This is a genomic window from Pinibacter aurantiacus, from assembly GCF_019130065.1.
Lineage (GTDB): Bacteria > Bacteroidota > Bacteroidia > Chitinophagales > Chitinophagaceae > Pinibacter > Pinibacter aurantiacus.
The window spans coordinates 88,234-108,417 of sequence record NZ_JAHSPG010000015.1; the positions used below are offsets into that span (position 1 = coordinate 88,234).

Genomic DNA, 20,184 nt, shown 5'->3' on the forward strand with positions numbered 1-20,184 from the left:
GGCATTAATTAGTGTGTAATTGCAATAATTGCTCTTTGGATATTCGATATATCGGGATTTCCTTTTCGTCAAATTTTTTCTTGATAATATTATTCGTGTACATTGAGTTCGCTCCTTCCGGTTCTATAAGGTCCGCAATCACGTTGCTCATGCGCTGATGCGTATCTATTACCAATGCGCCTGCAGGTATGGTTACATCGCGATCATTAAGGTTGACCGAGCCTTTCTTTTCTTCTACATATTGCTGCACTTTCGTTTGCAGGGATTGCGTTACTTCTTTAAACTCAACGCCAGACACCGACAACACTGTTTTTATTTTTTCCGAAACCGGAAAAATCACAAATGCTTCAGGCTTGGGTCTCGCGATAACTGCTGTTTGGGTAATGTTGTAGTTCGCATTGAATGTTATCGTTGTATCGGAGACGGTGCATTCATTTACAAACACGTAATCTTTTTTAATTTTTTCGGGTTTTGATGTGGCCACAGAAGGGCTGCTCGCAGCAATCGCACGAGCATCCGCTTGTGTGAGTGTTGCCTTTATTTCACCAATATTCTGATAAGCTATTTGCAGATATGAAAGGGCTGTGATGGCCGCTGTTTCTATTCGTCGCTTTCCCGCTTTTTCTTTTTCTGACAAACCGCGAATTTCCATCAGCATCGACACACGATTTTGCAATGCATAATTTGTTGCACTTGACCGGCTTGCTATCCCGCCTATATTCAACCAAACTTCATCATCTACTCTAAAAGTGGTTGAGTAATCTGTTACGCGACGCCCTTGCTCTGTTACAGCTTTTTTTGTTGGCTCAACAAACATGTTGCGTATCATGTCACGAATAGCTGGATCTACATTCAAATTGCCAGTGTACAAAAACAACTCATCATAAGAAGATGTAAAACAGTCGTTCAATTCTTTGTAATCTTGTCTTGCAGGAGAATATTCGTGAAAATCTACAACTACGTGCGGATCAAATTTGTTAATTGCCGTTTTAATATTGATGCTTTCTTCAGCATCTAAAATGGTGAGGTCGCGATTCAAATCCACACCATTATTTGAAGCCCTCGATTCTGCATGGCGACCATCAGCATTTACCATCGGCATTACTTGTATAATCACTTTATCAAGAATGGGCAAATACTTCTGATCCTGCATGAGCAGGTATATAAAGTATAACATGCCTTCTGTTGCCAGCGGTTCGTTTCCATGAATGCAACCTATAAATGCCACACGCAGTTTTTCCCTATCATCTATGCTGCTCTTTCTTGTGATCTGTACCATTGGTTGCACCCTGTTTCTTTGTGTTCTGCCAATTGAACCAACGGACATTAAATCAGGATGTTTTTCTGCCAGCTGGCGTATAAACTCCATGACGTTTCTGTAGCTTGTATAATAGTTCTCGTCTGACTTTCCTGACACAATCGGCAGCGGCATGTCATGCGCCGGTTCAGGGAAATACTTCTGGTATATGTCAACTGCCTGCGCACGTAAAGCGGTTGCGCCGTAACAAACAATTATTATAAACAATAGCAGTTTTTTCATATCCCTTAGAATTGAATAGTAAACATTACCTGTCCGTAGATATTTCCTTTCACATCAGAAGTTTTAAGATTTTCTTTATACTCTTGATAACCAGCTTCAATATTTAGTTTCAAATCATGTTCTCTGAAATACCGTGTACCCACAAACGAATAATACCTGTTTTGATCTGCGAAATTTGCAGAGTAAGTGTCATTGTACAATTGGGAGTATCGGGCGGCGCATGCCCATTTACCAAAACAATATCCACCCTGGATGTTTACACCACTACCCAGGTTAATTCTGTTCAATACTGTTGCCTTGATCTGCTCAGGAGTTTGTCCGGTATAAGGAGTAAATTTTCCGCTGAGGTTAAACTCTCCCGCAATACCAGACGGCACAGTAGCATGTGCATATACATACTCACCAAACGCATACCAGCCGCGGTATTTGAACATAAAGTCAAATCCTGCCTTTAAGTAATCAGGCAAGAGTTCGTTCGCCGCGGAGTCGCCGTAAATGTATCGGCCACCATTGGTTCCTTTTGCAGAAGAAATACCATCGGTATAACTAAAAGTAACGCCCACAATTAATTTTGGCACCCGTTCACGAGCGAGGTCATCCATGTAATATTCACCACCTTTGGAGAAAGTTCCGAATGGCAACCAGTCCAGCCTAACCCCATATTTGAAGCCTCCATAATTCTTTTGCAACGCAGCCGTGCCGTCGCCGGTAGTGACTGAAACATAAGGTTTCAAAATGTTGCTACCTCCAGCTTTTATCGTTCCATAATAGCGAATACCATAATCGAAGATGGGATCAAATGCAGTAGAGACGGCACTTCGCTCAATGAAGCCGAGCGATTCACCTTCTATCCTCGCCTCTCGCGTGTCGGCATAATCTGCACGCACGCCAAAGTTGAATCGGTGATTTGTACTCGGTCTATACTCGATCAACGCATCCTGTAAAGTATTGTTGAATGATCGCGTACCTGTGGTGGTGCTTTGAAAATTGCCGGCTAAATTTAAACGTAGTCTGAAATATACTTTATCGTTAAATAAAAATCCTCTGAAGTTAAATCTGGCTCTACGAATATCAAACTGCGGGCTGGTATTTTTGAACTTATCGAGCGTACTCATACCATTTAGCAATTGAAGGCTCTGCGTGAAATTCAAACGCATTTTGGAGGACTCCAGGGTAAGCCCATCGCCCAGTTGATAATTTCTCTTTAAACGAAGAAACTGCGTATGATCCTGATCTTTGGCCGATTGCTCTTCATTTTCTGTAGTCGTTTCGGGAGCATCATCCTCCTGCGCCTTTGCAACATTAAAAGCGCAGCAGCATAACAACAGTATGAACAATTTTCTCATTTTCATTTCCTTGATCAGGATAAGAGTTTATTTATGGGCCAAACAGGCGAATACCGTTGCTTATAAACAAACAGGCGATCGAAAAAGTTCAGCGTGCGAAATCGTTTCCGGAAACGCTGCGGGTGCGGCAGGGCGAATGCAATTCGCCCCTACCATTTTCAATTAACTCTCCATTCTCAATTCTCAACTCTCAACTTTCTCAAAGCTTCCATACACCATTATCTTTCCGTCCTGCATCATTATTCTTCCACGGGCAATGACATCTGTAAGATTAAAATCCGGATCAAACAAACAGATATCGGCATCACCACCAACACGAATACGTCCTTTATGTTTGAGTGACAGGTTTTTCGCAGGACCTGAGGTAATGAGTTTAATCGCTTCTTCTATTGGCACTTTACCGTCCCTGATAAGCTTCTGCACCTGTTTATAATTGAGATCTATCGGCGCTTTCTTAAAGCCCGCAGGGTTCCCGTCTTTATCTTTCAATCCTATGCCTGCATTGCCGTCGCTACTGAAAGTCATATTATCCATTGACACACCTTTTTCAAGCGCATATAATACTTGCTTATAAGGTTCGTCGAACTTAGTACCACCTGTTGTGATGTCGATCATGCCGCCAAGTTTTGCGAAGCGTATTGCTTCTTCAAACAATGGCACCGTGCGGCCAACGTGTGTTGGAGAAATATTTTTGATAGGAAAATGATATTGCTCCACCAGTTCAAGAAGAATACCCATATTGGTTGGCAGCGCTCCAAGGTGTATATGCATGATACCGCCTTTGCCGGAAGTGAGTCCACCAACATGCACATCTTTCAATATGGCAAGCAATTCTTTCGCAGTGGGAAATGATGAACGTTCATCACTTATTGCCACTTTGCAGCCAAGCACTTTATCGATTAGTATCATGTCTTCCAAAACTGTTCCTGTTATGGTAATTGGTGGAATACCAAAGTAGCTGGTAAGCATGTATGCAGTGATGCCTTCGTTATCAAGCGACCTGGTTTTTGCATACAGCGCTTTCAAACTTTTTGTGGCGCCATCAGTGCCCAGCAAGCCCATTACTGTAGTGGTGCCGCAAATGATGAATTCACTCAGCATAATTTCAGGGGTGAGCGAATGGAAGCCGTGCTTACCGCCAGCTCCGGTGATATGCACGTGTTGATCAATAAGGCCAGGCGTTAAAATTTTTCCATCCGCATTAATCACTTCAACGCCAGGAAGATTGGGAGCTATTTGATCATCAATCAATGCTATTTTTTCTCCGCATACCAAAACATCTTTTACACCCAGCAACTCCGGAGCATATACGCGTGCCTGTTTGAACAGTTTGAACATGGAGATCTTTTTAAATGAAAAAATGGTAAACCAGCATAAACACCAATGCTGTTATTAAAGGGATGACGTTTCTTTTTGCAAGATCGAATGGCGACACGCCTGCAATTTTTGCGATACCAACAATCACTCCTGCAATGGGCGACATGGCTCTTCCCATGCTGGAAGCGAACTGCATAGGTAAGATAAGCTCTGCCGCTGGTTCACCTAGCTTCGCCGCAATGTCGGGCACAAGTGGTGCAAATGAAAAGAAAGAGGCATTGCCGCTGCCCATCAGCATGGATGCAAAAAAGATAATGACCGTCATTAAAATACCTATACCCACTGCACCGAAGCCCATGCTTACAGATGCACTGGTGAGGCTATCGATAAAGCCCAACGCTATCAAGCCTGTTGAAAATATTTCTGCACATACGATCAGCGTAACAACAGATGCAAACACTTCGCCCATTCCTTCCCAGAAAACTTTGAGCGAGTCGAAGACTTTTTTCAGGCTGCGTGTTCTTATCAACTCCATCGCCATTGCAACGACCAATGATATCAGCATTGCGGTGGTTGTATCGAGTTGAACAGTAGCGGGAAAAATATGAATGATGGGAGAAAATATGATCAGCAATATCAAAGGCAATACCGGTAACATGGCATAGATAACAGGCGCTTTTGATGTAAACGCTTCTTTTACTACCTCTTGCTCTGAAGGTGCTTCGGGATTCTTGCGATCGTAGTACCTGTTCACAAAAAAATAAACGACCATCAGCAAGAGTGTCATTGGAATGGCAAGCGGCAATTGGCTTTTGATAAAATACTCTACGTTGTGCATCTGCAACAACTGCGATGCACGCGCTGTATTTGCCGACGCCGGCCCCATATCAAATATTGTACAGGCAGAAATAACAGCGACTGCCGATATTCTGCTTACTCCCAAAGAAACCAACACCGGGAAAACGGACGCAACAAGCAACAAGCCCAATCCTGCAGCAGAAGGTGTGCATATAAAAAGCAACTGACCAATAGGAATGACAATAGACGCTGCAATGTAAGGGGATTTCTTAAAAATACTCAGTGGCTTCATGGCCACATACACCAATGCATCACTTGCTCCTATCGCTTTCATATAGGCAACAAAGCCACCTATCGCCATGATCATTAGACCAACATTCGCAGCCTTATCTGCCAGCGATTCTTCAATGCGTTTAAACAGATCAAAAAAGAAGGCACCGGAAGGCTCCTGGAGTTTGGGAATATCATAATGCAGCAACCATGCTATAACTATCATGATAAGGCCCATAAAAAGTAATACAGCCTGTGGATTGAATTTCTTTACGAGCAGGTAGGCAGTAATGCAAATAAATAGGATACTGTTAACCAAACCGACATAATTCATATGCTGATATTAACCGTGTTAATGATTGATTCGCGGGTAACAGATAAAGAATTAACGTGGATGTATTCGGGTTAGCATGAAAATATTGAAAAAAAGAAGACGAAGCAAGAAGGGACGACGGACGCCGGTCGCTTGTTTCGTGGAGCACGTCGTCAAACTGGCTACCAGTGGCCTGTTGCCGGTGGCCAGCGACTAACTAACGTGTATGATTTTACTGTAAAATGGTATTGAAAAAGAAGAATAAACTTCTGCCTGCGTTTAACTGGCGATTTAATTTTATTTGATTGGCGGTAACGACAGACTTATAATTGCCGAGTAGCTTGATATATTTCATACTTCACAATCTCCCAGTGCTTTCCTTTTAGACAAACCGGATCGAAATCGTTGTCTGCTATGGAGTGATTATTCAATTGGCTAATCAACTTTACTTCATCATGCAAATACTCATGTCGTTCTTTGTGAAGGTGAATAAGCTGTTGAAGCGAATGATGATTTAATATTTCATGTATATCCCAAAAATCCTTTTTTCGTCCTCCCCGCAAAATCACATCCATTTTCATTGCTGCTATTTCTTCAACGCTTGCCAGTCTGATGCCATCATGCAATTCAACCTGTCGCATGAAATTATCATTCGTATAATACACATCAAGTTTTATCGCATTGCTGGCATTAGATCCTATCAAATAGGAACATCCCATCCCAATCAGTCCTGTGCCATTAGTTTGAAAGAAGGGAAAAGTATTTCTTAAAAAATTCTCAATGAGAGAATAGTCAATTGAACCATAAGCACTGTCTGTAAATAAATCAATATCAATTGACATTCTGTGTCCAAGATGCAAGCTTAACGCCGTTCCGCCGACTAACCTGAACTGCGCCAAAGCGCTGTTTTGCATCAAAACATTTAAACTCTCCCGTAACGCCGGGTCCACAGTATTCCATTGTAACATTCGCCTCCGGTTTTATAATTCTCCCAAAATTCTTTCTACTTCCTTATTTCCGTAAAATTTTTTGATCTCCTTTTTTTCCTGGCTTGATCCTCGCTCAAACACTCGTTGAATAACAGATCTTTTTTGTTTATGCCAGTCAATATTTTCAATAGTAGTATCCCAAAAAGTAGTTTTTTGAAACTTTGTAATGTCAGGTCTGGATTTGGAAAGCCTGCTTTCTTTTATCTTTTTATAGTCATAAAAAACTTGCAGAATCATAAACAAACCTTCTTCCAATTCTAATTCAGTTTCAATTTTCATCGCAAGAGCTGTGTTCATGTCTCTTTTACCATTGGTAATCGCGCCCAGCGTTTGAGGGTATTCATTTATCGACAATGCAAAACGGCCTTTAGGGAGTTTTCTTTTCTTTAATTCATTATCAAGAAAAATCCCCGGATGTATTCCTTTTAGCTTGTCAACTGCCTCAAAATTCATAAATACAAATGTTAGGTAACTAATGATTATCCAAAACTAAGTAAACTTTTTTGTGTAAACAATTTTGTTTACTTCAAAAAATAACTACCTGATAACAAACAATCTAACAAAATCAGATTTGGCTTGTAAACACAAAAAAGCCGGGCCACCACTAGCCCGGCTGCGTACACACCATGAGTAAGAGTAAACAAAGTTCAGGTCTCTTTTTCTTTAGTCAATATTTTTCGCAAGGCTTGGCCCTCCCATCACTTCTTGTAATTTATCGGTTATCGCTTTTTCATCGCCGGAGTACACCAGTATTTTTCCATCTTTATCCAGTAATACATAGAAAGGTATGAAAGTCGTCATGTACAAACTTCCCACTCGTGCCGGCATGTTCTTTTCCGGGAATTCATCGCAAACTTGCGTCCATGGCATTTTCTCAACATCCATTGCTTTTTTCCACGCATCCCATTTGCTGTCGTCTGAAACGCTAACGATCTCAAGACCTTTAGAATGATATTGGTCGTATACTTTTTTCCAGTGTGGAATGGCTTGTCTGCAAGGATGACACCAGCTTGCCCAAAAATCGATCATCACATATTTTCCCTTTAAAGAAGAAAGTGTGAAAGAACTGCTATCTCTTTTACGAAGCGTAAAATCTGGCGCTGCATGGCCGGGTGTTAATGCAACTCGTTTACCATGATTATCTGCTACGTATTTGTAATAGTTTGACGACGCAGCGTCACCGGTGAAGTTGTGCAGCATAGAATCAACCTGGGTAAGACGTAAGTTGCTTTCGTTAAAAGTGTAGAGCTGACTAAATATATAGGCCCCTACAACAGATGATGGATTTTTTTTCGAATAATCGTCGATCCATTTTAGCTTCGCCGCTGTCTGCAATTTGCTTACAGAGTCGGCTTTGTCCCTATACGCATATTCAGCATCTTTATCTTTTTGCTGTTGAGATATTTGGTAAAACTTTGTGATAACAGAATCATACTGTTTGATGGCTGGATCACTCTCGTATGTTTTCCACACATCATTACCGGGAGAGCCCGTAACGGTGAAGTCCTCTAATTGTGCCCATTTTGAACCGCCGTATTGCGTCTGATCATAATACTTTGAACCGGCAGTGTCGGCATCAACCGTGATATCTGCGTTTTCCGCAAACACATCGAAGCCAAAGGTCCAGTCTCCAGCTGCTACCTGAACCATCATCATTTCTGGTTGTTTCAGTTTACCGGTAAAAACAAACTGGCCACTCTTTACAGGCACGCTGTCGATGGTTTCGGGATTACGATAATCTGCGCCACGGTGAATCAATTTTGCATATCCGTCGCCGAACTTTTTGATATTCACCTTGATATTGAAACTGTCTTTGCTTGCCGTAGCTCCGGATACGGACTGATTATTGTTGCAGGCCGCGATGCCAAGCAAGGCCGCCGCACAGGTAAATAAGGTAAAGGTTGTTTTGTGTGCCATCATGAATAGAGTTTTAATTAAGTAGCAGACTCTCTGATCGGAAAATGCGACTATCAGAAAATGAAAAAAAATTTGTTAAAGCGTTCAAATGATCTTGTGTACGCGGACGAGCAACGTGACCCAATTACGAAGAATGATGAATGATGAACCGATGAAGATGCCGACAATCTTAACCCTATTCATCGTTTATAGCTCACCATTCATCATTGTATTAAAAACTTAACTCAAAACTTTTCTCCACTGGCTGCAAACACTGGCGAAGATTGCAGGTTTGGTAATACAGACCCGCATTGATCTTGCCCGTTTTCGCACTTGCAGCTTTTACCGCCTTTTGAATGAACACTGCTTCGGTCTCGTAGATCAACACACCGGGGTCATTTACGGTAGTCGTTGGCTCTGTTGCTTGCCATTTGCCCACTGCGTGTACATTGTCAGGCAATTGCAAAATGTGATCTATAGGTATGTAAGGCATATTATCCGGCACATAAGAATAGATGTGCCATCCCGGTGCGATTGCAACTTTTACAATAACGGCAATGCTATCATCGCTGTTTACTATTTGCGCATTCAATGTTACAGGCTGCTGCTGACTCGGCATATCGCATTTCAATTGCTTTGCGGCGTCCGCTATTTTTTTATCGAAACCACTTTGCGCATTGGCAAACAATACCGGAAGCAACAATGCTATAAGAATCGTTTTCATCAGTTATACGTATTGATCATGAATCTGTATCCGTTCGTTTCCGAGAAATATAATTTGCTTCTGTTTTTTGCAATCCATTTCTTCCACTCTTTTGCAGTGGTGAAATTTTCTGCGGTGTATTTTTTCAATACGCTCAAAGCAAGAGCCGGATCGTTGTTATCTTCCATCATTTTAACACAAGTATCAAGTAGTTTGATGCTGTGATTGGAAACGCCAATCTTTTGAACAGAAGAGTCAATGGTATAGTCGTAAAAAGCCGCAGCATCACAATACACATAGTCGAGGTTGTCATTGATGTATTTTTGAAATCCCGTTACATCGTTTCCAAACGTTGCAGCATATTTTCCCATGATGCGTGTTGTAAACTCTTCCCATGTTGAAATTGCTTCCTCTCTGCCGATATACATCAACGATTCCTCTTCAGATGATGTTAATGTTTTACCTGCTGCTTTTTTCTCGTCTAGTTCTTTTTTTCGCTTCGCGTTTTGCGTGTTGAAATCTTTGATCATTGCAACGTAATCATCATACTTTGCTCTCGTCAGTTCTTTCGGTATTTCTCTCACCTGGTCAGTCGTCGCCATGGTTTGGTTATACTTTTTTGTAATTGCCATTTTACCGTCAAACTGTTTCATGTACGCTACAACATTTACAAATACTTTCTGTGCTTCGTCCGTCATGTCAGCCGGAGAAGAACCAAATCCCCACAAAAAGAAATTACCATGCCTGCCCAAGGCCACTGCAGTAACATCTTTCTGACACACGCCGCTTGAAATCACTTCAGCATCGGGCCCTTCTGTAAACCTGCTTCCGCGTGACACAAGGCCGATCCTGCATTCGCCATCCAGATACCCTGTTTTATCTACTCTCCACATGGGTAATTGCTTAGGCATAGTATCTCCGGATGAATAATGAAAAATACCATCGGGTGTGTTCTTCATCACCATTGTTGGAGAAACTTTGTTAATCGGCCCTTTGAAAATGGGATGTTGCAAGTTCATGTGGTGTGCATCTGCATCGAGGCATAAACACAACCAGTCAAGTTTCAAACCAATTCTATCGCCCATTTCATTCGCTGTACTCGCAATAAAAACAACGGGCTTCGAAAAATTATCCGGAAGATATCTCGCCGACACATACTTGGTTGTTCTACCATTGGCATCGGTGTCTTGTCTCGTAGGTTCTAATTCTTTTGTTTTAAAATCAAAAATGGTAACATCATAAGGATCAGAATCAGAAGGCTTCCAATCTCTGCAATCTATTGTTGCCACTTCTGTGAAATACTGGCTCAGCAATGCTTTGAACGCAGGCATCCGAACCGGGTATTCTTTTGCAAAAAGTTCTTTGCTCATCATGCCGGGATAAGAGCGCTTAGATTCGGGCATTTGCTTAGATGGATCATAGCCTACAAACAGGACCTTCATTTTGGCCTTTGCAACTGTTTGAGCGGAAAGTTGTCCGCCCAAGCAAATGACAGCAACAGCCAAAATCAATTTTATGATTCTATGTTTCATTTTATTTTCTGTGTTTAAAGTGTTACACCCATTTAGTTATGTCATCAGTTTTGATGCTTAACAAGGCTTCAACAAGCTCTGTCTGACAATCCGCTCACGCTGTCAGGCTGAGCTTGTCGAAGCCTCTGCTGTTAATTCAAAACCTGGTCAAGCTTTTGCTGTAGCATTGCTCCGCGCACATCTTTTGCAATTATTTTTCCGGAAGGATCAACTAGAAGATTGCTCGGTATGCCTTGTATTCCATAGTAAGTGGAGAGTTCATTTTTCCAACCCTTAAGGTCGGAAACCTGTGTCCATGGCATTTTATCGGCAATCACTGCTTTCTTCCAGTTGGCCGATTTGTCATCGAGTGACACGCCTACTACTGTGAAATTCTTGTCTTTGTATTTATCGTATGCCTTGAGCACATTTGGATTTTCTGCTCTGCATGGTCCGCACCAGCTCGCCCAAAAATCAATCAGCACATATTTACCTTTAAATGCAGAAAAATGAACAGGCACGCCACTTGTGTCAGCTTGTGTAAAATCGATCACTTCACTGCCGATGGCACTTCTTTTCAAAATGTCCATTCGCTCAGTAAGCATTTTACCACTTGCAGTTGCAATGGCTTTTGCACTAAGCTGATCGTATAGTTTTTTCACCTCACTGTAATCCATGCCGTATGATGCTCTGGAGGAAACAAGATACATGCTGTAATAGCTGCCTGGGTGTGCAGCAATGTATTTCGCCGCTCTCTCATTCTTTTGAGTCTTTATGTCTTTCAATTTTGTTTCCAGAGCAGCTTGTTCTTCTTCGCTTACATGTCCATACTTCTGATATAACGGACTTTCCTGATCGCTAAGATCTTTGATGGACGCTTCGAAAGCATTCGCTTCGTCCTGCATTTTAGAGCCGGTGATCTTGTAAGAATCTACAGAATCACCAATGCCTGTAATTGATATTTTTCCTTTGTCCGCAAAAAACGGATACGCCCTGTTTGGCAAAAAAAGATACACTTGTGTAGGCTCGGCAATATTTGTTTTCCACACAAACTTTCCGTCAACCACTTTTACAGTGTCTGTCTTGCGTGTTGAACCATCAGCGTATGCGAATTGGATATTTTCGGCTTTTAAACCTTTCAGGTTACCATTCACCGTTGTGCTTTGCGCTGTAGCGGATTGTATGGATGCACATGTTGCGATTGTTATAAGCAACTTGCCTTTTATTCCTTTTATCATAAATTATTGAATTGATATTTTTTAAAAACTTGGTATTGGAAAAACGACTTTAGGATCGTCCGGCTGAATGGTCATTGCCTGTCCGTTATTGTCTGCTGCTGTTCTTGTCATGGGCAAACCGTTGCGGAAATAATCATAACTCGAATGGCCCTCAAACGCAAGCTCTATGCGCCTTTCCTTAAGCACTGCTGCCAATACAGCTGCGTCTGACAGGTTATCAATATCAGATGCCGGTAACCCTGCACGCGTATGTATTTTTTTAAGATCCGCTCTTGCCTGGGTAAAATCACCTGCCTTTGCTGATGCCTCTGCCCTGTTGAGATACACTTCACCCAAACGGAAATATATGTTTGGCGCATAAGTAATCCATGCCATGTTCAGGCAAAGCCATTTGGTTGTTTCTGTGTAGCCGGATGCATCGTTCATCTTCAAAAACGAACCGCGCACATCGCCCGCTGCAATGATGGACTTGAAGTTTGCCGATGGCAAAAAAGTTGCCCCCACATCACTGCCGTAATAATTAACGTAGTGAAACTCCTGCCCCATCTCGCTGCCACCCTGCGCGTTATCATATGCCCAAATAATTTCGTGGTTACTGGCAAAAGATGATTTACCCAGATCTCCAAACTCATCGTCTCCAAACATTTTGATATAATCCGCGCCAGTTGCCAGGGAATATTTGCCGTTGCTTTGATCAATAACGCTGTCTGCGTAAGTCGCAGCAGCATCATTGAAAGTTTTATCAGGGCTTGTGGTAGTGCCACCCATGTAGAGATAAACTCTCGACAACAGGGACCATGCTGCTGCGGTGTTTGCAAAACTGTTTGTTTTTGTTACAGGAGCTTTCATTAGTTGCGCGGCTTGCTGCAGGTCCGCTATAATGAAGTCATACACTTCTTTTACAGTAGAGGGTGCTGGATTATCACTTATACTGCTGCTCTTTTTGATTGGTACGCCAGAGCTGGTTGCAGCATTTTGATAATATGGTTTGCCATAGATCCTGATGAGGTTGAAATAGGTAAACGCACGCAGGAAAATGTTTTCGCCTTTTGCGTAAAGAAATTTGTTTTTGTCTGCGGCCGTCAATGAAGTGAAGCCGCCGGTTTCAAATGCCTGCATACCTTCTAAAGTGGTGTTCACGCTCACGATGATTTGAAACGAACCGCGATAAAAGTCAGAGCTGTAGCCAGATGCAGCGGCAGGGCTGTTTTGAAAGAAATAAGCATCGGTTTCCTTTGAAACGGGACCAAACTGTTGAAGGGTAACGTTATTACCGCGGCCCTCAGAGATATTAAGCCCCGGCAGGTCATATGGCTTGAAGTTTCCACTTGATGCAAGCAAAGTATAATTACCAACAGTTGTTTCGATTATGCCCGCAAGAGAAGACAATTCTCCTTCTGCGCTTACCTTCGTAAGGGGTTTTATGGCGTCTATCTGTTTGTTACAGGATGCCACGATCAGAGATAAAAATATGATGACGAATAGCTTGTTCATGTTAAATGTTTTTTGACGTTTAACTAAAAAGTTAACTGTATACCAAAATTGTATTTGCGTGGAATACCCAGACGAAAAGAAGACTGGCCAAAATCCTGCGCTTCTCCTACTGAAGGACCTTCAGGGTTTGAAGCAACAATTGATTTTGAGTAAATGGTGTAAAGGTTATCTCCACTAAAATAGAAGGTACAGTTGCTTAGCTTCAATTTACTCAGCGTAGCTGCAGGTAAATCATAGCTTAACCGCACACTGCGAAGGGAAGCATTGCTTGCATCATGAATATATTTACCAGATCCATAGTAAGAGGTATTTGCCTGGTAGTATATCCATGGCTCAGTGGCATTGGTTTGTCCCGGCGTTGTCCAAACTGTTTGATTGTTTCTGTATTTTAACTGGTTAAAATCTGCCGGTGATGTTCCCTGGTTCTGTTGGGCCAACCCATCGCTCATCACATATTTCAGAGCATAGGTAATGAGAATATTTAACGAGAATTGTTTGTATGTAAATGAGTTGGTCAACCCGCCATAATATTTCGGCTGAAATGAGCCCATTGTCTGGTTCTGCCTGTTGTCTACCGCCGCGCCAGCTTCTGCAACTGTATTCACATACTCCACACCAGTCTTGGAACCGCTGCCATCAAAAATCAATTTTTCAAAAAGAGGCTTTCCTGTTTGTGGATCTACACCTGCATACTTTACGGCCTTTAACGCATTGATGTCATCTCCCTTGTTAAGATAATAGCCGGTAGAGCCCCAACCTTGCGCAAGAGAATCATTTGCTACGCTAAGAATTTTGTTTACGTTATGGCTGAAGTTGAACGAAGCGCTCCACTGAAAATTCTTACGATTAATAATCCGCGCATTCATCAATACTTCAATACCGCGGTTTTGAACGCTCGCAACGTTTTGCCATTGCGTTGGGAATCCATATGTCGGAGGTAACGTCACTTTCTGCAGCAGGTCCTCAGAACGGCGGTTGTAGGCATCCACTGTTACATCCAGTTTCTTAAATATAGTAAAGTCAATACCGCCACTTAATATTTTGGTTACTTCCCACTTCAAATTAGGATTACCCAATACAGATATGGTTGCACCTCCTTGTCCGCTGTATAAGGTGCGAGGGTCGTATAAGGTTTGCGTAAGGAAGTTGTCACCAAGCTGCGAGCCCGTGGTACCGTAGCTTCCGCGCAGTTTGAGATTATCCACCCAGCTTACATTTCTCATGAAGTTTTCCTTGCTCACAATCCAAGCAGCTCCACCGGAATAGAAGTTTCCATAACGGTTGTCTGCACCGAAACTACTTGATGCGTCGGAGCGAACAGAACCGCTGACTGTGTACTTGTCTTTGTAGGTGTACCCCACTTCGCCAAATGCAGAGAACAATGCCTTTACATCTTTACCGCCTTCTACGTTGCCAGATTTTGTTTGAGGGATGCCGTAGATAGAAAAATCGTATTCAGCACCTACTTGCCTTGCCAAAGAAATTTGTGGGTAGCCGGCTCTCACCTGGTTAACATTGGTTGTAGTGTAATCGTTGGTGGTTTGTCCATATTCCATTGCCACCAATGCTCTTAAGGCATGGTCACCAAATTTCTTTCGGAAGTTCAATTGGTTCGAGGTCAGGTAATTGGAAAGATTGTTTGTATTCGTTCCCAAAAATCCTTGTGGAGCATACCATGTTCCACTACCTGAGTAGGTCCTCACGTCGACGTACTTTTGATTCTTGGAATAATTAAGGCTGCCCGAGTTGGTGCTGGAAATGCTTAACCAGTCAGTAATGCGGTAATCAAGTCTTACAGATCCGGAAAACAACTGCGATTGAATTGTATAGAAATTGTACATCTTGTTAAACAGCGGATTGTCTGTAACTACGTTTGCGCCATCCAACTTGTAGTTGAGCGTTTGGGTGATGTTGCCGTTCGCATCATAAGGATTGGCCCATGGGATCATTGAATAATATGTGGTCACATTTCCATCTGGGTCGCGCTTGCCGTTGTTCAGAATGCCGTTTAATGCAACACCCAGTGAAAGCCTGTCTGTCAAACGTGTATCGAGGTTCATCCTGAAGGTTCCTCTTATCAAACTATTTTGCACACCTGTTGCTTTCTCATTGTAATAGGTACCGCCAAAATAATATTTTGTTCTGTCGTTACCGCCGCTGGCCGCCAGGTTGGCTTCCATTGTTCGGCTTGGCATAAACGTAAACCTCGACCAGTCATAACCATTCGCAACAGCTTCCTGTGTTGGAAGCTTGTACTTGAGATAGTCTTCCACAGTTGGATACCGGGGAGAAAGACTTGCCTGGTTAACACCATAATCTGCTGTGTAATATTGTTTTTGATAGTCGTAAAGCTCCTGCGCATTCATGAACTTCATCGTTCCCTGGTTTGGTTGATTGAAGCCATATTTTGCTTCAACACTTAAACGGGGCTTTACGTCACGCCCTCTTTTCGTGGTTACAACAATTACACCCGCTGCGGCCCTGGAACCGTACACAGCAGTTGCCGCAGCATCTTTCAACACAGTAATGTCCTGTATTTCCTGCGCAGTTACCAACTCTTTTAAGTTTTGGTTGGGCATGATCACGCCATCCAATACGATAAGCGGACCGTAGTTCAACGCAGGCATTACAAATTCATTCACCTGGTCAACGCCCACACCGGCAATACTACTCTGGCCGCGTAAAAATATTTGCCCACCTGAACTTGTTGGGTCTCCTGCATTTTGTTCGGATATGTAAATGCCCGTCGTACGGCCTTTTAAAAGCGATGTAGGGTCAGATGTTGTGAGCCCCTTTCTCAGCTCATCTCCTGAAATCCTTTGCACAGAACCTGTGATCTCACCTGTTTTCTTAGAACTATATCCTGTTGAAATAACAATTTCTTTTTCTTCTACCGGCACCAGTTCCATCATGAAACTCAGGCTCACCGGCTCATTCGACACGGTTACTTTCTTTGTAATTTTTGAATACCCAACACTTGAAATCTCCAGTGTATAGTTTCCCGCAGGTACATTGGGAAACACAAATACGCCGCTTTCATTGGTACTTGTTCCAATGTTCAGTGGCTTCAAATTTACTGAGGCACTAGCCAGCGGCGCTCCCTTATCGCCTACAATTCTTCCGCGAATATCGAACGCGGCAGCTGCCTCAATGGGAGGCTCCGCCGAAACGGCGGGGCGCGTGTACACCACTCTGTTCGGGTCCTGGCGGGATATGATGATCGTTTTGTTTTGGAAACTATACCTCAATGATTGATTGAGGAGAATTGCATCGAGGAACTTATCGATTGACAAATTCTCTGCTTTGATTGAAACGGGTTTTGCGTTCTTCAAAATTTCTTCATCGAAGAAAAACACGTACCCTGTTTGTTTTTCAACAGCGCTAAAGATTTTTTCGAGAGATTCATTTTTAGCGGAAAGTGTAATTTTTTCCTGGGCCACTCCATTTGCATAAACATGTAAAGCTGTCGCAAGAATAAGAATAGAAGTCAGCTTCATAACGAGAACAGTTTTGGTAAAGCAGCGGTGTCTCCACCAGACTCTCCGCATGCAGTTAGCAGTTTTTTGCATACTTTTGGTTTGATTTGGTGATTTAATAAGCAGTCTCGTAAGGACTATTTGATTGCCAGATTTTTCGCCGGAAATGTTCCACCATTTCCGGTTTTTTCTGGATAAAACTTTTGCTCTTATTTACATATAAGTTGTTTTCGTCAGCAATTTTTCTATGGCTTGTAATTCGCTACCAGTCTAGTTTGTAACAACCAGTGTTCTTCCTTCTACTTTAAAATTCACTTCCACATCTTTTAAAATAGCCAGCACCTGCATCAGGCTGAGATCGCGTGTTATTTTTCCTCTGAATGTTCTCTGGGAAATGGTCCCTTCGTATTTCACATCCAGGTCGTACCAGCGTGCAAGCTGGCTCACTACCGATTTTAAACCGGCGTGTTCAAAATCAAACAAACCGTTTTTCCAGGCCATTACCTGGTCGAGGTTCACATTGTTTACAACCTTAAGCTCACTATTATCCATCGAAGCCTGCTGCCCGGGTTTCAACACACAAACCTGCTGGTTGCGTGAAACTTTTACACCACCATCGAGCAACGTGGTGTTGATCTGCGATTCATCTCCATAGGAATTGATATTGAAACGCGTACCCAGCACCTGAACGTCCATGTCATTTACTTTTACATGGAAAGGCTTGGTATGGTCTTTGGCAATTTCAAAATAGGCTTCACCGGTGATCGTTACATTTCTTTCCTTTCCCTTAAATGCTGTGGGATAAGTGATCGAAGATGCTGCATTGAGCCACACCTTGCTACCATCGGGCAATACAAGCTGGTACTGCCTTCCATTGGGCGTACTCATTGTATTGTATACGGCATCATTCGTTGTGGCATCATCTTTATATATCACGCTGCTATTATGAATGCTAACGGTCGCACTTCCCTGTGTTGACAATACACCATTGCCAATGCTATCAAGCAATACTTTACTACCATCGGACAAAGTAAGAATTGCACCATCCTTTCCCGGAGGCAGATCATTGTTGGTTTTTACATTACTTGCCACAGGCTTTTCCGTCTTGCTTTTGTTGATCAGGAAAAATGCCGTTCCACCCACTCCCACGATCAAAATAACAGCCGCTGCATACCGTACCCAGCGCTTGCCAATCGACCTGACAGGCGTGCGTTCCGTTCGCAAGATCTGGCTTATCACAGGCTCCCAATACATAGGGTCATACGAGGCATCGGGAGATGTTGATGAGGCCATTTCTTCCAGTTGCATTTGCAACACCTCGTCTTTCTCATTCAGTCTCAGCCATTCAAAAAGTTGTTCAATCTCGTCATCTGTCGCCTGGTTAGTGGCATACTGACGCACGAGGTAATTAATACGGTTCTCGTCCATTTTGGTTTTTTTAGGCAATTACGTTAAGCAAAGGGATCGCCCCTACGTTAAGCAGACGCGCTAGTGAAGAAATACGACTAGTAGAATTGAAAAAAAAATTTTGGTAGCCTTGCGAATGAAATCTGTAATGCTGTGAACAGCGTTTACAATGTGGTTTTTTACAGTGTTTGGAGAAATACCAAGTCGTTCCGCAATTTCCTTATGGGCAAGACCCTCATTACGGCTTAAAGTGTAAGCAAGCTTTTGTTGAGGTGAAAGGGTATCTATGGCTCGTTTCAGAAGTTCCTGATTTTCGCGTAAAAACATTTCCTCCTCAATCATGTTTTGCTGCCGTAGTTCCACCATTTCTTCTTTTACTTTCTCAATGAAGCGTCTTTCGATGGACTTTTTCCTTAAATATGAAATGGAAAGATTCGATGCAACAGTAAACAGCCACGAGGAAGGATTGTCTTTCCGGGCAACGCTTTCGCGATTGGTCCAGAGCCTTAGAAATACATCCTGCACAATTTCTTCGGCAACGGCATCAGATTTTACAATGCTGAAAACAAAGGGCTGTAAGCGCGGTGTATAATAATGGAAGAGCTGACGAAACGCCTGTTCATCTTCTGCCGCCAGGCGGACAAAAAGTTCATTGTGCATCAGAGCCTCTTGCATTAGTTTGGTTGGTTCGTTTGCTAAAATAGGGATTTGTCAATTAAGAATTAGAAATTAGGAATTAAGAATTGTTCCTGTGTACCATACATGACGGAATTGAACCTTTACTCAAATCAGTGAAGTTTAATAAGCAAAAAGGCTCCGACAAGCTTTGACTGACATCCCGCTTTCGCTGTGTCAGGCTGAGCTTGTCGAAGCCTCGTCAAACAGAAACAATGATTGCCAGCTATTATTAACCCGCCGACATCGAATTCTTAATTCCTAACTCCTAACTCCTAATTCCTAACTCCTACTCAAGCATCCGGAATCACCGGCTCTACCAATCTCATCAATTTATCCAACGATTCCTGCCAGCCCAAATAGCACATCTCAGCAGGTATCACGTCTGGTATTCCTTCCTGTGTAATTTTTATTTCTGTGCCCACGATCACTTTACGAAGCGTAACAGATGTGATCATTTCTCCGGGCAAATTAGGATCATCAAATTTATCAGTGTATTTCAAAAATTCATTGGGCTTTACTTCCAGATACTCACCACCGAATGAATGGCCGTTGCCTGTTGTAAAATTGAGGAAGGACATTCTAAAAGAACCACCCACTTTTACATCCATTTCATGAACGGTACAAAGAAATCCATATGGTGGCAACCATGATGCAATTGCAAGAGCTTCAGTAAATGCACGATACACTTTTTCCGGCGAAGCTTTAAGTACTCTGTGCAGGGAAACACTGTTTGGCATAAGAAAGTTTTTTAGCTCCTACTCGTGTGGCTTTTCGGTTCCGCCCGTTTTTAAAGTGTTGCTGCTCCACTGTATTGTTTATTGGTTGAAATCAACACAACAAAGATGCCAGTAAAATTTGATTTGGAAAGAGGCGAGATAAGACAAAGAGTGGGTTGTTTGCGACGAGAGGAGGTCATTAGCACGCAGATGACGCTGATTGAACGGATTTACACGGATTTTTTCTTGCCGCGTAGTTTTCCTTCTGCTCCGATAGCGGAAAAATTGCAGAGAAATTACCTGTAGATTTTACTACGCAGAATCTCATCGCAAAAACATGTTGCCAAAATATGGAGTGAATAATATTTCCACATTGCTGGCCCTGGCAATAAGGGAAGATTTATTAGACATGTAACGTGTTTCAATAAAAAACAGATCCGGCACAATGGCCGGACCTGTCTTAAAATTTGCGATCGCATCACCCATGTGGAT

General features: G+C 42.6%; 17 protein-coding genes. 1 reads left to right on the forward strand and 16 read right to left on the reverse strand.

The genetic code is table 11. The annotated features are described in order from the left end of the window. Positions 1-4: 4 nt before the first annotated feature. From KTO63_RS18870 to KTO63_RS18940, 15 genes are all read right to left on the reverse strand, one after another. Entirely contained in the window at positions 5-1,540 is a 1,536-nt protein-coding gene (locus KTO63_RS18870) for a M14 family zinc carboxypeptidase (RefSeq protein WP_217793245.1), read from the reverse strand. A 5-nt stretch (positions 1,541-1,545) separates the two neighbouring features. Continuing rightward, on the reverse strand, positions 1,546-2,886 hold the full coding sequence (locus tag KTO63_RS18875; RefSeq protein ID WP_217793247.1) for a porin family protein: 1,341 nt from the start codon (positions 2,884-2,886) through the stop codon (positions 1,546-1,548). Between the two features lie 183 nt (positions 2,887-3,069). Beyond that, positions 3,070-4,224, reverse strand: a complete 1,155-nt coding sequence (gene iadA / locus KTO63_RS18880; RefSeq protein WP_217793249.1) for a beta-aspartyl-peptidase — start codon at positions 4,222-4,224, stop codon at positions 3,070-3,072. A gap of 10 nt (positions 4,225-4,234) precedes the next feature. Beyond that, the gene (dcuC, locus tag KTO63_RS18885) at positions 4,235-5,605 is read right to left on the reverse strand and encodes a C4-dicarboxylate transporter DcuC (RefSeq protein WP_217793251.1); all 1,371 of its coding nucleotides are present in this window, start codon (positions 5,603-5,605) and stop codon (positions 4,235-4,237) included. 302 nt (positions 5,606-5,907) lie between these two features. Further along, positions 5,908-6,552, reverse strand: coding sequence for a nucleotidyl transferase AbiEii/AbiGii toxin family protein (locus KTO63_RS18890; RefSeq protein ID WP_217793253.1), 645 nt, complete (start codon positions 6,550-6,552; stop codon positions 5,908-5,910). Between the two features lie 12 nt (positions 6,553-6,564). Next, complete coding sequence (locus KTO63_RS18895) at positions 6,565-7,026, reverse strand: helix-turn-helix transcriptional regulator (protein ID WP_217793255.1); 462 nt, start codon at positions 7,024-7,026, stop codon at positions 6,565-6,567. 210 nt (positions 7,027-7,236) lie between these two features. Further along, positions 7,237-8,493 carry a TlpA disulfide reductase family protein gene (locus tag KTO63_RS18900; RefSeq protein ID WP_217793257.1) on the reverse strand — a complete coding sequence of 419 codons (1,257 nt, stop codon included), beginning with the start codon at positions 8,491-8,493 and terminating at the stop codon, positions 7,237-7,239. A 208-nt stretch (positions 8,494-8,701) separates the two neighbouring features. Then, positions 8,702-9,193, reverse strand: a complete 492-nt coding sequence (locus tag KTO63_RS18905; protein WP_217793259.1) for a protein-disulfide reductase DsbD domain-containing protein — start codon at positions 9,191-9,193, stop codon at positions 8,702-8,704. Continuing rightward, positions 9,193-10,704 (reverse strand): hypothetical protein, encoded by a 1,512-nt coding sequence (locus KTO63_RS18910; RefSeq protein ID WP_217793260.1) that lies wholly within the window; start codon positions 10,702-10,704, stop codon positions 9,193-9,195. The genes KTO63_RS18905 and KTO63_RS18910 overlap by 1 nt, the downstream gene beginning before the upstream one ends. Positions 10,705-10,835: 131 nt before the next feature. Further along, positions 10,836-11,921 (reverse strand): TlpA disulfide reductase family protein, encoded by a 1,086-nt coding sequence (locus KTO63_RS18915; RefSeq protein ID WP_217793262.1) that lies wholly within the window; start codon positions 11,919-11,921, stop codon positions 10,836-10,838. Between the two features lie 21 nt (positions 11,922-11,942). Next, a complete protein-coding gene (locus KTO63_RS18920; protein WP_217793264.1) occupies positions 11,943-13,415 on the reverse strand; it encodes a RagB/SusD family nutrient uptake outer membrane protein in 1,473 nt (490 codons plus the stop codon). A gap of 23 nt (positions 13,416-13,438) precedes the next feature. Further along, a complete protein-coding gene (locus KTO63_RS18925; RefSeq protein ID WP_217793266.1) occupies positions 13,439-16,912 on the reverse strand; it encodes a SusC/RagA family TonB-linked outer membrane protein in 3,474 nt (1,157 codons plus the stop codon). Positions 16,913-17,161: 249 nt separating this feature from the next. Then, positions 17,162-18,319 (reverse strand): FecR family protein, encoded by a 1,158-nt coding sequence (locus KTO63_RS18930; RefSeq protein WP_217793268.1) that lies wholly within the window; start codon positions 18,317-18,319, stop codon positions 17,162-17,164. A 60-nt stretch (positions 18,320-18,379) separates the two neighbouring features. Continuing rightward, positions 18,380-18,973 carry an RNA polymerase sigma-70 factor gene (locus tag KTO63_RS18935; RefSeq protein ID WP_217793270.1) on the reverse strand — a complete coding sequence of 198 codons (594 nt, stop codon included), beginning with the start codon at positions 18,971-18,973 and terminating at the stop codon, positions 18,380-18,382. 293 nt (positions 18,974-19,266) lie between these two features. Further along, positions 19,267-19,713: an SRPBCC family protein gene (locus tag KTO63_RS18940; protein ID WP_217793272.1), complete on the reverse strand. Its 447-nt coding sequence runs from the start codon at positions 19,711-19,713 to the stop codon at positions 19,267-19,269. 105 nt (positions 19,714-19,818) lie between these two features. Between KTO63_RS18940 and KTO63_RS18945 the strand changes: the two genes are divergently transcribed. Then, positions 19,819-19,998: a hypothetical protein gene (locus KTO63_RS18945; protein WP_217793274.1), complete on the forward strand. Its 180-nt coding sequence runs from the start codon at positions 19,819-19,821 to the stop codon at positions 19,996-19,998. 18 nt (positions 19,999-20,016) lie between these two features. Here the strand turns inward: KTO63_RS18945 and KTO63_RS18950 are convergent, their stop codons facing one another. Continuing rightward, entirely contained in the window at positions 20,017-20,178 is a 162-nt protein-coding gene (locus tag KTO63_RS18950) for a hypothetical protein (RefSeq protein WP_217793277.1), read from the reverse strand. Positions 20,179-20,184: the final 6 nt, after the last annotated feature.